This is a genomic window from Chryseosolibacter histidinae (assembly GCF_018598225.1).
GTDB classification, from domain to species: domain Bacteria; phylum Bacteroidota; class Bacteroidia; order Cytophagales; family Cyclobacteriaceae; genus Chryseosolibacter; species Chryseosolibacter histidini.
Window position 1 is genome coordinate 47,085 of the sequence record NZ_JAHESF010000028.1, and the last position, 12,355, is coordinate 59,439.

The following is a 12,355-nucleotide window of genomic DNA, read 5'->3' on the forward strand; positions in this document are numbered from 1 at the left end:
TCACTACCAAATTTCAAACTCGATGCTCGGATAATAAACAAGTAGCGAAATTAACACCAACCGAACCGGTAACAGGCAACTGGCAACCGGCAACTATTCAATGCCGTATTTCTCCATCTTAAGATAGAGCGTCTTGCGATCGATGTTGAGGATGCGCGCGGCTTTGGATTTGTTGTAGCGAACTTCCTGTAAGGTCTTGATGATCATCTCACGCTCCTGCACTTCCTGGAGGGCCTTCAGGTCATACACGGTGCCCATCTTTTCGCGGTGCACCTGGCGTACACTTTCCAACATCTCAGGGGGAATTGTATCGAGCCTGATGGTATCTCCTTTTGACAGCAGCACAGACCTTTTCACCACGTTTTTCATTTCACGGAGATTACCGGGCCAGTCGTATTTTTCAAAAAGCTCCAGCACCTCACGGTCGAAGTCTTTTACATTTCGTCCCAGCTCATGGTTGGCGGACTCTCTGAAATGGTCGAGGAACTCGTAAAGATCGTCACCCCGCTCTTTGACGGAAGGCACCTTCAGCTTGAATTCGTTCACCCGGTGATAGAGATCTTCCCTGAACTCACCTTTCCTGACACTTTCGGCAAGGTCGTCGTTTGTAGCGGTGAGGATCCGCACATCAACCCTGATCTCACGGTTGCTTCCGATCGGCTGGATGATCCGTTCCTGAATAGCCCTGAGCAGCTTGACCTGCACTTCGTATGAGAGGTTGCCCACCTCATCGAGGAAGATGGTGCCTTTATGCGCCGCTTCGAACTGCCCGACTTTATCCAGCACTGCGCCGGTAAAAGCTCCTTTGACGTGGCCGAACAGCTCGCTTCCTGCAAGCTCTTTGGAGAGCGCTCCGCAGTCGACAGCCACAAATGGTGCTTTAGAGCGGGGACTCAACTGATGGATCATACGCGCCACATTCTCCTTGCCGGTGCCGCTTTCGCCTTCAATGAGCACAGACATGTTAGTGGGCGCCACGAGCTTCACAAAATCGTACAATTGTTTTGAGAGTGGGCTGCTGCCTTCAACAAACTGGCTTTTGACCGGCGTGATGGTGACGGCTTCAGGCCTCTTTTCTTTCTTCAGGGCCTGCTGCACGATCATTAAAAGCTCGTCGGGGTTTACAGGCTTGGTGATGTATTCGAAAGCGCCGGATTTGATCGCTTTTACAGCGGTACGGATATCCGTAAAGCTGGTCATGATCACGATGGGAACCGTGAGGTTTTCCTTCTTGATCTCGAAGAGAATATCCATCCCCGTGGTGTCTGGCAGGCGGTAGTCCAGAAGCACCATATCGAAAGAACGCGACTGAAAGGTCTTCAGCCCTTCCTTTCCCTTGTTGCTGAGGGTAACCTGATGTCCGTGTTTGGTAAGAAAACCCTCCAGTATCCTTGAAAAAGTGAGGTCGTCTTCGACGAGTAGAATGGAAGCCATATCAAGGCTGAAAATAAAAAGAAAAGCTGGAATAAATCCAGCTTTCTCGGTAGTCAAGTTTTATTTCTAAGTGGAGGGCGATCTGACGCAGGTGGTTACTTGTTGTCCTGGCCTTCAGGGCCCTGACCGTCAAGCTTTTTACCGTCTTTGTCAAACCTTACAGTTTTGGTCTGCGCACCGTTCTTCAGCTCAACCACATACATTTCCTGCGCATAGGCTCCGGTATTTCCAGTATTTCCTGATACCGACGTAGTGTCCTGCTGGCCTGAAGATGAGGAAGAGGTAGTGTCGCTTTGATTCATGTCGGAAGTGCCTTTTGATTTGTATGCGGCGTTTACGAGCCATCCCCGGTATTCCTGGCCTTCGAGTGATCTCTTGATAGCATCGGGCAGGTCACGTGAGTTGATCTTTTCCCGGTCCTGATCCTGGCCTTGCATGGTTGGGTATTGTGATTGCTGCTGGTCTCTCGATGTGGAATCCTGCTGCTGTGCATACGTCACAATACCCCCGAGTAACAGACAGAAGGCTAACATTACTTTTTTCATATTCATTTCGGTTTTAGTTGAACATCTTGTTGTTCATCTATAGCCGAATGTTATGCCACCGCGTTGTTTTTAAAAACAATACATTGCCTCCCAGACACTTAGCAATTGGCCCCGTCATTTCCACACGCCGACCTGTTGAATCTTTCTACAAGCATGTTGAAAATCGTGCACAAAAACGCCGGCTTTTTTAAGCCAGCCGGCGTTACAACGTAATGGATATACGCATTTGATAATGTCGCTTAAGCGGTATCGCTGCTTACAGCGTGCGCCTGTCATTTTCCGCCTCACGCCTGATCTTTTTTTCTTCGATCAGGTAAGCCGCTCCAAGGCCGGCGCCGCCGAGTATCAGCAGCATCGAGAAGTAGCCAACTTCTTCCATGTAGAACTTAGCGTCCAGGAAATAGCCGAGCAGCAGTCCTACGCCCGCGCCGATCAGCAGCAGCGAAGCCCGCAACGCGCCTGAAGTGGTGCGTGGCTTTTTTGCGAAGTGCGCAGGGTCCAGGCCCTTATCGATCATGGCCATCCGCTCTTCATTTTCATATCTCCGCAGGTATATCACCATAACAACAATACCGATAATGCCGACGATCGGGATCATGATACCAAAAATTGCAACTTCCATAGTTTTAAAATTCGTTGATTTGCCGCTTTGACGCGGTTATTAGTTTCAGGTTACAAAGTTTGAAGTTTAAAGTTGGGGCTCAATAACTCAACGCTCGACGAACTTTAAACTTGAAACTTTAAACTTCAAATCTGTAATCTGTAACTTACAACTACCGACTGGCGTCCAAGGCAAAAGTCATGACGAACCTTTTGGATCTTGCGATAATCGACAGGGTACTGGCCGGCGAGCAAAACCTGTACGCGGAGCTTGTGAACCGGTACAAGAGCTATGCGTATACCATTGCCCTGAAGATCCTTCAAAACCGGCCTGAAGCGGAGGAGGCGGCACAGGATGCTTTTATCAAGGCTTTCCATCACCTTTCGGGCTTCAACCGCCAATCCAAGTTCTCTACATGGTTTTACAGGATCGTTTTCAACACGGCCATCAGCTATAAAAGAAAACACCGGCACCAGTTCCAGAGCATCGACACCGCGGTGATCGAATACCACCAGGAAGCTGACGTTACCCTTGAAAAGAACGACAAACAGCGATACCTGCAGCAGGCCATGGCCAAGCTGAATGAAGCCGACCGCACCGCCCTTACCTTGTTTTACATGCAGGAATTTTCACTGGAGGAGATCTCGGAGATCATGAGCATGCAGGCAAACACCGTCAAGGTACGCATCCACCGGGCGCGTCAACGGGTGGCTGATGAATTGAAGAACATTTTACAGAAAGAAGCATTAACTTTATAGGCGCTATGAAGAAGTTATCACAGCACATCGAAGAGACCCTGTCAGACTACCTGGATGGCGTGCTGGAGCCAACCCGGCGGGAAGCGTTTGAGCAGCTGCTCCGGCAGGACATAGAGCTGCAGAAACGTCTTGAAGCACTGCAGGCTGCCGACAGCTTATTGAAACAATCCACTACGGAACAGCCCTCCAAAAATTTTACGAGCACCGTCATGAGCCGGCTGGATCAGTATCCGCTGCGGTCAGGATTATCCATCCGCAATGGCATTCTGCTGCTGGTGGGTGTCGTTGTGGTAATGACCACGGCCGTAATATTGCTGGCGGCAGGCGCTTTCAACGACACAGCCACCCTTGATCTCAACAGCCTCACGGTTACGCAACGGTACATTCGTCAAACGCTTCCCAGCATTGCGATCGATGGCAAGCTCATGGTCAACATCATCGTGCTGCTGAACCTCGCCCTGGCCTTTGTGGTGCTTGACAGGGCAGTGTTGAAGCCCTGGTTTCAGAGAAGAATGGGGACCAATTGACAGTTGACAAATCCCGATAGTCATCGGGAACAATTGACAACCAGGGCTGAGCAGCCCATCACGTTTTGTCCCACCTCAAACTTTGTCAATTGTTCGTTTGTCAATTGTCAACTTCTATCTCGAAGCACCAATTGGGATCGAAGTTCTACCTACTGCCCGGGCTGCTCTTTCACTTCCGGACACTCGATCTTCCAATCTTTCTGCAGCGCCAGCTGTCCTTCTTTCGCCTGCTGAATGATCTCGTTCTTCTTTTTGGTGTTCTTGCAGCCGATGTCGGTGTAACGATATTTTCCACCATCCACCTTGAAATTAAAATAACAGGTATTGGAGGCTTTGTGCATCTTCATGCAGATGAACTCTACATTGTCTCCCTGCACAGGGGTGAAACCGCTCATGGCAACCACGGCCAGGAGCATTAAACGGGTAAAAATTTTCATCTCAAACGATTTCTCAAAAGTTGACACATAAAAAAGCCCCGCGACTCCTCGAGGGGCTTTTATTATTCAAAACACAATGATCAATATCTGTAGTAATCAGGTTTGAAGGGGCCTTTCACTTCAACACCGATGTATTTGGCCTGCTCCGGTGTAAGGGTCTCGAGCTCAACACCGATCTTCTTCAGGTGCAGGCGCGCTACTTTCTCATCCAGGTGCTTGGGCAGCATGTAAACTTTGTTCTCATACTTTTTGGTATTGGTCCAAAGCTCGAGCTGGGCCAGGGTCTGGTTTGTGAACGAGTTAGACATCACAAACGAAGGGTGGCCAGTGGCGCAACCCAGGTTCACAAGGCGGCCTTCTGCCAGCAGGATCACCTGACGGCCATTCTTCAAGGTATAAAGATCCACCTGAGGCTTCACTTCATCTTTGCTGGCGGCGTTCTTGTTCAGCCATGCCACGTCGATCTCGTTGTCGAAGTGACCGATGTTACAAACGATGGTCTTGTCTTTCATCATCTCGAAGTGGCGGCCCAGCACGATACCGAAGTTACCGGTTGCGGTCACAACAATATCAGCGTCTTTTACGGCTTCGTCCATTTTGCGCACGGCGTATCCATCCATGGCAGCCTGCAACGCGCAAATAGGGTCGATCTCCGTAACGATAACACGGGCACCGGCACCACGCAATGACGCTGCAGAACCTTTGCCTACGTCGCCATATCCGGCAACAACAGCTACCTTACCGGCCATCATCACGTCGGTTGCCCTGCGAATGGCGTCCACCAGTGATTCTTTACAGCCGTATTTGTTATCGAACTTGGATTTTGTTACCGAGTCGTTGATGTTGATAGCGGGCAACGGGAGCTTGCCATTGTGCATACGCTCGATGAGTCGGTGCACACCGGTAGTGGTCTCTTCGGAGATACCACGGATGCCGGGAACCAGCTCAGGGTAACGGTCCAGAACCATGTTGGTAAGGTCACCACCATCGTCGAGGATCATATTCAACGGTTTTCCGTCCTTAAAAGCATACAGCGTTTGCTCGATACACCAGTCAAACTCCTTCTCGTTCATTCCCTTCCAGGCATAAACCGGAATTCCTGCAGCAGCAATGGCAGCAGCGGCGTGGTCCTGGGTAGAGAAAATGTTACAGGACGACCAGGAAACTTCAGCGCCCAATTCCACCAGCGTCTCGATCAGTACCGCGGTTTGAATGGTCATGTGAAGGCAGCCTGCAATGCGGGCGCCCGCTAAAGGCTTCTGCTTGCCGAATTCCTCGCGCGTAGCCATTAAACCGGGCATTTCTGCCTCAGCCAACTTGATCTCTTTTCTTCCCCAGCTAGCCAGGGAAAGGTCTTTTACCTTGAATTTGAGCTTCTCGTCTACTGTCATTTTTTTCTGTTGCTTATTTGGGAGGACAAAAATAAGATAAAGGTCGTTAATAAACTAGTCCATGGTCGATGGTCGATAGTCCATGGAAGGGGCGTTTTGGAATCAAGAATAGGGGCCCAATTGTGATTCTGCCTCGCCGCTATGGACCATGGACCATCGACTGTGGAGAGCATCGCCTACTGCTTTTTTGCCTACTGCCTACTGCCTCCCAGAACTATTGATCCAATACGCATGTTCTGAAGGCTATGAAGCCAAAGATCAAAATAGGAGTTGTTTCCGACGTGGTGTGCCCCTGGTGCTACATCGGCAAACGCAGGCTGGAAAAAGCCATGCATGAGCTTTCGGGTAAGTTCGATTTCGAAGTGGAATATTTTCCGTTTGAGCTGAATCCCCAAATCCCCGCCTCGGGGTTGAACCAGAAAGAATACCTGGCCAAGAAGTTCGGTGGCGAAGAGCGTTATCAGCAGATCACCGGAAACGTGACCACCACCGCAGCCCGCGAGGGACTGAAATTCGATTTCGCATCGCAGAACGTATCCCCCAATACCCGCAATGCACACCGCCTTATTCAGCTTGCCAAAGAAGACAACAACCATGTAGCCCTGGTTGAAGCATTGTTCAAAGCATACTTCACCGATGGTACAGACCTTTCTAAAAATGAAAACCTCGTGAAGATCGCAGAGCAGGCCGGCATGGACAAAGTGAAGGTTGAACAATTCTTACAAAGCGATACAGGCATTGTGGAGATCGAAATGGCTGAACGTGAGCTTCAGCAGATAGGCATCTCAGGCGTACCCTTCTACATCATCAACAATAAGTACGGCATCTCCGGGGCACAACCCAGCGAATCGTTCATCAAGGCATTCGAAGAGATCGCCACCGCTCCTGTCACAACAGACGGAGGTGAGGCTTGTGATGTCGACGGCACCAATTGTTAATTTATTGCTGATCGAGCTTCTGCAACAGCTCCAGGCCAAAGCTCCACTCACCCAGCGATGACAGAGCGTTGATGTGGCCGGCATTTTCGAGGGTGATCAGCTCGCTCTTCCACGCATTGGCGAAAAAACGCGCCCTCTCGGGGGTCACGTAGAAATCGTCGGTGCTGGTCACGGTGATGGTCTTGAAAGGAATTCGTTCCAGCGGCATCGGCTTGAATCCGGTAGTGCCGGGCGGTAAGTTTCAGCTTCGGTATCGCTGGGTGCAACCATGAGCGCTCCCCTGATCTTTCGCTTGTAACGTATGCTCCAGTAGCCGATCGTACAACATGCGAGGCTGTGGCCTACGAGGATGACCTCGTTCAACGGAAGATTCTTGAGCGCAGTGTCGATCGTGCTGATCCAGTCCTCACACACGGGCTGGTCCCAGCTCTGCTGATGAATGCGCGTAAAGTCCGGAAATTTTTTCTCCCATAAGGTCTGCCAGTGCAGGTCACCGGAATTTCCCAATCCCGGCAGGATAAATATCTTGGATCGGAAGCTCATCATTTGGTGGCAGCGAGGTCTTCATGCCTGATCACCGCGGTCCACACACTGGTTTTGCCGTTGTCCATGCGTGTCCAGACCGGCGTGATAATCCCTTTACACGCATCGATGTTGAGGTAGTCTCCAAAAAAGCTGTTGCCCGACGGTGTGAACGGTTCCTCACTGATCTTTACATTTTTAAATCGCAATCCTCCATCCACGGAGTAAGCCAGGTACACATCGGTCTGCAGGTCGTCATGGTTTCTGCGGTCATAATAAAGTACATAGATGTAGCCTGTCGTCTGATCAACCGCCATCCACGGCAGGTACTGGTGTTTACCGGGACCGTCGTCATTGACCCTGGTCGGTGCTGACCAGTTGTCGCCGAAGTTGTTGGAACGGGTGAACCAGATATCGGTATCATCTTCTCCCCTCCGCTGGTCGGCCCACAGCACGTAGAGGCTTCCACGGTAGTGTCCCTTGCTCCGGTCTGTCAGAAGCACAGGCATGCCGTTGCTCCGGTCGTGCCCCGGAATTTTCATGTTCCAGCCACCGGGCTGATCTGCAATGGCAATATCATTACTAAGCCACATCCGGCCGCCGTCAAAAGATCGGTCAAGAAAGATCTTTCCCCCCTTGGCCCAGGCCACGAACATTTTTCCATCGAACGATACCGCTGGCACCGCTCCCTGTACCGTGTTATCATCATCGAGACAATCGCCGGGGTTTTGTGACAACGATACGGGGTCGCTCCACTTTTTTCCGTTCTTCGACGTGCTGATCATGATGTTGGACTGGCAGTCGGGGTTGGTATCACGGTATTTATCAAACTGGGTCCACGTTACATAGAGGTTATTCTTCATATCGATGGCCGGCCAGGGCTTGTCCTGGTCTTTGGGATGGTTGAGGCCAATGGATTCTCCATCGCTCCAGGTCTCTCCCCCATCGCCGGAAATCTGCACCACGATCCGGTCGAGCTTTTCACTTTCATAATCGCCTTTGCCACCGGTGGGATCGGAAAGGTGGAAATAGTAAAAAGTGCCATGGGTGTCGGCAATGAGCGCGGGGTCGCCATAGACGCCAGAAGTCGATTCAAGCTTCTTCTTTTGCCAGGTGGCGCCTCCATCCTTCGTATAGTAAACATTATTGAGCACCGATGCCGCCACAATATTGAGGGGATCCCTCGGGTTGATGGCGATGCTGGGTTCGCAGCTGTAATTATCGGTGGTTTGTTCGTCAAGCCTGATGTTTTTGAACTGGGCATCAACGGCACCCGAAAGAAGTGCAAAAAACAGCACTGCAAAAAACTTTACCTCCCTCATGCAAACAAATGAATTAGCGGTTTGGGCCGGCACCCGGGTCAGGGACCCCGGCCATGATCCTTCTCCTTTTTCTCCACCGGCTCAGCCAATAGACCAGGGCCGCGATCAAAAGGATAAAGGGCCATAGATAAAGCACGCCGGTTAAAAATGCAAGCAAATTATCCCATCCCTGCCCTAAAGCCGCGATGGGATCTCGATCCAAAACCAAAGTTTGTCCCAATTACCTCATAAAACGTGACATTCAGGGTGCTCGGGCTTTCATTTCATAAAAACGCGGCGTCTTTTTATCTTTCGCGTGGAAAAATCTCAACCTCTATGCTTAAAAAATCAATCGTTATCCTGCTGATGGGGCTTAGCTCCGTGGCATTTGCACAAAAGATCAAACTTATTGAAGGCGACCTCCAAGCCCTGAAAGGTCTGTCGGGCATCAAGACCGAGTTCACGTATGACAACATGATCGTTGGAAAAGACCTGACCGAAAAAGAATACATCGTTGAAAAGAAAGGCAAGCTGGATCAAAAGGAGGCCGGCAGGGGTGACAAATGGGAGAAGGCCTGGGTGAGTGACCGCAAAGAAAGATTCGAGCCTCAATTCCGCGAGCTGTTCTCGAAACATTCGGCGCTTTCTACGGTAGACGACAAAGCCCCCTACACACTGATCTTCAAAACTACCCGCACCGAACCCGGATGGAACGTGGGGGTAATGCGTGTACCAGCTTATATCGATGGTGAGGCCTGGATCGTTGACTCGGCAAATCCTTCGAAGGTGATTGCCAAGATCAGCGTGACCAAAGCGCCGGGCCGCGACGCCATGGGATTTGACTATGAGACAGGTGCCCGCCTCCAGGAAGCTTACGCCAAAGCAGGTAAAGAGCTGGGCGGCTTCATCAAGAAACAGACTAAAAAATAACTTTACTGTAGCCTGGCCGCTTTTTGCGCACAACGCTTGTCATAGCGGCCAGGCTCTTCACATCTCCACAAGCTGTGGAATAATTCTGCAGACTCGCCTCCTGGTTCCGAACACGGTCGGATTGCCGCAAGTCATTCATTGCCTCTAATGGCAATCCGTCACCTCATAATGTTACTGGGCGGTGCCGCAATAAACTGCCGGTTCGTTGTCCCGGAATTTGATCATAGAAGTGAAAATCAAAACACTGAAAATATGATCAAAAAATTCATCCTAGGTTTATCCGTGATTGGAATGCTCTGGGGGTGCAGGAATGAAGAAAAGGAAAGAGCTCTTCAAACTCAGATCGATTCCCTCAAAACCGAACTACACACCAGCCAGGAGACCGCACAACAGTTGCAGGACGTTGGAGTCCTGATAGATTCGATCGACGCCAGCAGACAATTGCTGCGCACCGATATGGTAGAAGGTACTTCTTATAAGAACTATAAGGAACGCCTCGCAGGCATCAGCGCTTATATTAAGGAAACTCAGGCCAAGATTGCCGACCTCGAGAAGTCTGCTAAAAAATCAAGGCTGTATGCAGGAACCATCAAAAGACTGAAAGCCGACCTGGAAGCAAGAACACAACAGATCGCAGTGCTGGAACAGGAAGTGCAAAAGGTACGTGGCGAGAATCAATCGCTGTCGAGAACCGTATCGCAGCGTGACTCTGTGATCAGCGTGAACACCGAGACCATCAAGGTACGTGAAGAGAACCTTGCCGCGATGGAGTCACGTGTTCAGGAGATGAACATTCAGGCGAAGAACGATCAGGCCGAAGCTTACTTCAAACAGGCACAAGCCCTCGAGAAAGCTGCAAGCCGTACCAAGTTCGCTCCGCGCAAGAAAAAAGATACACAACGCGAAGCACTGGAGCTTTACAAGATGGCGCTTTCCCTGGGTAAGAGTGAAGCACAGGCAAAAGTGGAAGAATTGGAGAAAGACCTCGGATAATTACGCCTCATATTTAATAAGCTGACAGACGAGTAAAAGCACGGGATTAAATTCTCGTGCTTTTCTTGTTTTGTAGAATCACGGACCCAAAGTCAGAAGTATATAAGGTACGAGGTACGAAGTACGAGGTACGGGAAAGCTTCGATCGGAGACCCTGCACGTACCTCGTATTTCGTACTTCGTACGTGATCACAGAACCAGTGATGCGAAGCACAAAAAGATGATAGAGTCCTTCACGTGCATGCGAAGGTGCTTCAAAGAATTGGTGAGGTGGTATTCGATGGCTTTTTCGGAGAGGTTCAGGAGCTGGGCGATCTCGGCGATGGAACGGCCTTCGATGCGGTTCAGCTCAAAGATCTTCCTGGTCTTCTTTGGCAGTTGCTCGATGCTGTGCTCGATGGTCTCCATCAGCTCGTTGTAGTCAACCATCTCTTCTGTTGATGCTTCTGCCTGAGGAATGAACGTCTTATAATATTCCCAGTATTTTCTTTTTACGATACACGACTCAACGTAATTGATAGCCTTGTTCCTGATACTGGTATAAACATAAGCTTGGAGGTTGTGGATGAACAACGTGGCGCGTTTGTCCCAGAGCGTCATAAAAAGCTCCTGTACGATCTCTTCCGTTACCTGTGTGTCGCGCACTTTGCGATAGGCCATCGCGTGAAATTTCTTCCAGTTCCTGTTGAAGAACTCGGCAAATGCCTTCTCATCATTCCGCCGAATGGCATCCAGGAGTGCTTCATCACTATGGTGTGAATAGGTTGACAAAGAATTTAGGTAACGGATGATATACAAGTTTACCTCTTTCGGCACAGAAAAGCAATATCGTTTGCGATGACGGTATAAAGTCAGCAATCTTCCCCAAAAAGTTTAGGGTAATTTCGGTCTGACCTGTCATATATCTGTTACGCAAGCTATGACACCCGAACAGTTTCAACATCTTCTGAAAAGATACCGGCAGGGATCGTGCTCTCCCGAAGAAAGAAAATTTATTGAAAAGTGGTATGCCTCCATCGGATCGAGGTCTGAACCATCCGTTGATCCAAAGGAAGAAGATGCACTGAAAAATCGCTACTGGAAAAATGTTAACGCACACATTCAAAGCCAGAAGCCTGACAGGCGGCGCATTATAACGCTATGGCCAGCTGTCGGCGTTGCTGCTTCCATTGCCATGGCCATAACAGCCGGTGTTCTGCTGCTATCCGCCCCGAAAAGTGAAGTAAGCAGCAACCACCTCACCATTATCTCTCCGGAAAACCGCGAGTTCGAAAACAGCACCGCTGCACCTAAGAATATTTCATTACCGGATGGAAGCAATATTATTCTGCAACCCGGCGGCAAGGTCAGATACCATACCGCCAGCGACCGTTCCAACCGCGAAGTGTTCCTCGAGGGAGAAGCCTTTTTCGATGTGAAGCGTGACGTGCTGCGGCCTTTCCTGGTACACAGCCAGGAAGTGACCACCAAAGTACTGGGCACGAGCTTCACTGTGAAAGCAGAGCGCGATGCCAAAAGTATTACGGTGAGCGTAAAAACCGGCAAAGTCTCCGTATATACCCACCGTGGTAGCTCCGGTCCTTCGGCAAAATCGACCGAGACCATTTTGACACCTAACCAACAGATCGTTTATAACCGCCACGAGCACAAGGTTGCCAGAATGCTCGTAGAAAATCCGCAGGCGATCGTATCCGCAGAAGAGATCAGGAAGTGGCATTTTGAAGACGCCCCCGTGATGGAGATCTTCCATGCGCTGGAAAAAGTTTATGGTGTTAACATCGAGTTCGATGCCAAAACACTTTCCGGGTGCACCCTGACCACCTCGATCTCGGATGAATCGATCTACAACCGCCTCGACATCATTTGCAAAGCCATCGGCACCACGTACACCGTAGAAGAAACAAAGATCGTAGTACGCGGATCCGGATGTAATTAATAACCATAACCCAAACCAAAACACAAAAGCCTATGATAAACT

The 12,355-nt window shown here is 50.0% G+C and carries 15 protein-coding genes; 6 read left to right on the top strand and 9 right to left on the bottom strand.

The features are described from left to right. Nucleotides 1-93 precede the first annotated feature (93 nt). The 3 genes from KK083_RS22570 to KK083_RS22580 form a co-directional block, all read right to left on the bottom strand. Nucleotides 94-1,434, bottom strand: a complete 1,341-nt coding sequence (locus tag KK083_RS22570) for a sigma-54-dependent transcriptional regulator (RefSeq protein WP_254167797.1) — start codon at nucleotides 1,432-1,434, stop codon at nucleotides 94-96. Nucleotides 1,435-1,529: 95 nt separating this feature from the next. Next, the gene (locus KK083_RS22575) at nucleotides 1,530-1,979 is read right to left on the bottom strand and encodes a hypothetical protein (protein WP_254167799.1); all 450 of its coding nucleotides are present in this window, start codon (nucleotides 1,977-1,979) and stop codon (nucleotides 1,530-1,532) included. A 256-nt stretch (nucleotides 1,980-2,235) separates the two neighbouring features. Then, the gene (locus tag KK083_RS22580) at nucleotides 2,236-2,601 is read right to left on the bottom strand and encodes a DUF6249 domain-containing protein (protein WP_254167801.1); all 366 of its coding nucleotides are present in this window, start codon (nucleotides 2,599-2,601) and stop codon (nucleotides 2,236-2,238) included. A gap of 179 nt (nucleotides 2,602-2,780) precedes the next feature. Between KK083_RS22580 and KK083_RS22585 the strand changes: the two genes are divergently transcribed. Together KK083_RS22585 and KK083_RS22590 are read left to right on the top strand one after the other, a co-directional pair. Next, nucleotides 2,781-3,338, top strand: coding sequence for an RNA polymerase sigma factor (locus KK083_RS22585; protein WP_254167803.1), 558 nt, complete (start codon nucleotides 2,781-2,783; stop codon nucleotides 3,336-3,338). Nucleotides 3,339-3,343: 5 nt separating this feature from the next. Continuing rightward, nucleotides 3,344-3,865: an anti-sigma factor family protein gene (locus KK083_RS22590; RefSeq protein WP_254167805.1), complete on the top strand. Its 522-nt coding sequence runs from the start codon at nucleotides 3,344-3,346 to the stop codon at nucleotides 3,863-3,865. A 149-nt stretch (nucleotides 3,866-4,014) separates the two neighbouring features. Here KK083_RS22590 and KK083_RS22595 read toward each other — a convergent pair whose 3' ends face one another. Then, nucleotides 4,015-4,302, bottom strand: a complete 288-nt coding sequence (locus tag KK083_RS22595) for a hypothetical protein (RefSeq protein WP_254167807.1) — start codon at nucleotides 4,300-4,302, stop codon at nucleotides 4,015-4,017. Between the two features lie 80 nt (nucleotides 4,303-4,382). Beyond that, nucleotides 4,383-5,693, bottom strand: a complete 1,311-nt coding sequence (gene ahcY, locus KK083_RS22600) for an adenosylhomocysteinase (protein ID WP_254167809.1) — start codon at nucleotides 5,691-5,693, stop codon at nucleotides 4,383-4,385. Nucleotides 5,694-5,938: 245 nt separating this feature from the next. On the opposite strand from ahcY, the gene KK083_RS22605 reads away from it, so the two are divergent. Beyond that, the gene (locus KK083_RS22605; protein ID WP_254167811.1) at nucleotides 5,939-6,631 is read left to right on the top strand and encodes a DsbA family oxidoreductase; all 693 of its coding nucleotides are present in this window, start codon (nucleotides 5,939-5,941) and stop codon (nucleotides 6,629-6,631) included. A 1-nt stretch (nucleotide 6,632) separates the two neighbouring features. On the opposite strand, the gene KK083_RS22610 is transcribed toward KK083_RS22605, so the two are convergent. The 3 genes from KK083_RS22610 to KK083_RS22620 are packed head-to-tail and all read right to left on the bottom strand — an operon-like array spanning nucleotide 6,633 to nucleotide 8,475. Then, nucleotides 6,633-6,839, bottom strand: coding sequence for an RBBP9/YdeN family alpha/beta hydrolase (locus KK083_RS22610; protein WP_254167813.1), 207 nt, complete (start codon nucleotides 6,837-6,839; stop codon nucleotides 6,633-6,635). Then, complete coding sequence (locus KK083_RS22615; RefSeq protein ID WP_254167815.1) at nucleotides 6,800-7,177, bottom strand: RBBP9/YdeN family alpha/beta hydrolase; 378 nt, start codon at nucleotides 7,175-7,177, stop codon at nucleotides 6,800-6,802. Before KK083_RS22615 ends, KK083_RS22610 begins: the two co-directional genes overlap by 40 nt. Continuing rightward, nucleotides 7,174-8,475: a sialidase family protein gene (locus KK083_RS22620; protein WP_254167817.1), complete on the bottom strand. Its 1,302-nt coding sequence runs from the start codon at nucleotides 8,473-8,475 to the stop codon at nucleotides 7,174-7,176. Before KK083_RS22620 ends, KK083_RS22615 begins: the two co-directional genes overlap by 4 nt. A gap of 315 nt (nucleotides 8,476-8,790) precedes the next feature. Between KK083_RS22620 and KK083_RS22625 the strand changes: the two genes are divergently transcribed. Together KK083_RS22625 and KK083_RS22630 are read left to right on the top strand one after the other, a co-directional pair. Beyond that, on the top strand, nucleotides 8,791-9,384 hold the full coding sequence (locus KK083_RS22625; protein WP_254167819.1) for a hypothetical protein: 594 nt from the start codon (nucleotides 8,791-8,793) through the stop codon (nucleotides 9,382-9,384). Between the two features lie 252 nt (nucleotides 9,385-9,636). Next, nucleotides 9,637-10,377 (top strand): hypothetical protein, encoded by a 741-nt coding sequence (locus KK083_RS22630; protein ID WP_254167821.1) that lies wholly within the window; start codon nucleotides 9,637-9,639, stop codon nucleotides 10,375-10,377. Nucleotides 10,378-10,566: 189 nt separating this feature from the next. Here the strand turns inward: KK083_RS22630 and KK083_RS22635 are convergent, their stop codons facing one another. Next, nucleotides 10,567-11,148 carry an RNA polymerase sigma factor gene (locus tag KK083_RS22635; RefSeq protein ID WP_254167822.1) on the bottom strand — a complete coding sequence of 194 codons (582 nt, stop codon included), beginning with the start codon at nucleotides 11,146-11,148 and terminating at the stop codon, nucleotides 10,567-10,569. Nucleotides 11,149-11,296: 148 nt separating this feature from the next. On the opposite strand from KK083_RS22635, the gene KK083_RS22640 reads away from it, so the two are divergent. Beyond that, a complete protein-coding gene (locus KK083_RS22640; RefSeq protein WP_254167823.1) occupies nucleotides 11,297-12,313 on the top strand; it encodes a FecR family protein in 1,017 nt (338 codons plus the stop codon). The last annotated feature ends 42 nt before the right edge of the window (nucleotides 12,314-12,355 follow it).

Bases quoted from the DNA above. Each gene is read 5' to 3' on its own strand.
- KK083_RS22570 (WP_254167797.1), bottom strand. From the start codon at position 1,434: ATGGCTTCCATTCTACTCGTCGAAGACGACCTCACTTTTTCAAGGATA.
- KK083_RS22575 (WP_254167799.1), bottom strand. From the start codon at position 1,979: ATGAAAAAAGTAATGTTAGCCTTCTGTCTGTTACTCGGGGGTATTGTG.
- KK083_RS22580 (WP_254167801.1), bottom strand. From the start codon at position 2,601: ATGGAAGTTGCAATTTTTGGTATCATGATCCCGATCGTCGGCATTATC.
- KK083_RS22585 (WP_254167803.1), top strand. From the start codon at position 2,781: ATGACGAACCTTTTGGATCTTGCGATAATCGACAGGGTACTGGCCGGC.
- KK083_RS22590 (WP_254167805.1), top strand. From the start codon at position 3,344: ATGAAGAAGTTATCACAGCACATCGAAGAGACCCTGTCAGACTACCTG.
- KK083_RS22595 (WP_254167807.1), bottom strand. From the start codon at position 4,302: ATGAAAATTTTTACCCGTTTAATGCTCCTGGCCGTGGTTGCCATGAGC.
- ahcY (WP_254167809.1), bottom strand. From the start codon at position 5,693: ATGACAGTAGACGAGAAGCTCAAATTCAAGGTAAAAGACCTTTCCCTG.
- KK083_RS22605 (WP_254167811.1), top strand. From the start codon at position 5,939: ATGAAGCCAAAGATCAAAATAGGAGTTGTTTCCGACGTGGTGTGCCCC.
- KK083_RS22610 (WP_254167813.1), bottom strand. From the start codon at position 6,839: ATGCCGCTGGAACGAATTCCTTTCAAGACCATCACCGTGACCAGCACC.
- KK083_RS22615 (WP_254167815.1), bottom strand. From the start codon at position 7,177: ATGATGAGCTTCCGATCCAAGATATTTATCCTGCCGGGATTGGGAAAT.
- KK083_RS22620 (WP_254167817.1), bottom strand. From the start codon at position 8,475: ATGAGGGAGGTAAAGTTTTTTGCAGTGCTGTTTTTTGCACTTCTTTCG.
- KK083_RS22625 (WP_254167819.1), top strand. From the start codon at position 8,791: ATGCTTAAAAAATCAATCGTTATCCTGCTGATGGGGCTTAGCTCCGTG.
- KK083_RS22630 (WP_254167821.1), top strand. From the start codon at position 9,637: ATGATCAAAAAATTCATCCTAGGTTTATCCGTGATTGGAATGCTCTGG.
- KK083_RS22640 (WP_254167823.1), top strand. From the start codon at position 11,297: ATGACACCCGAACAGTTTCAACATCTTCTGAAAAGATACCGGCAGGGA.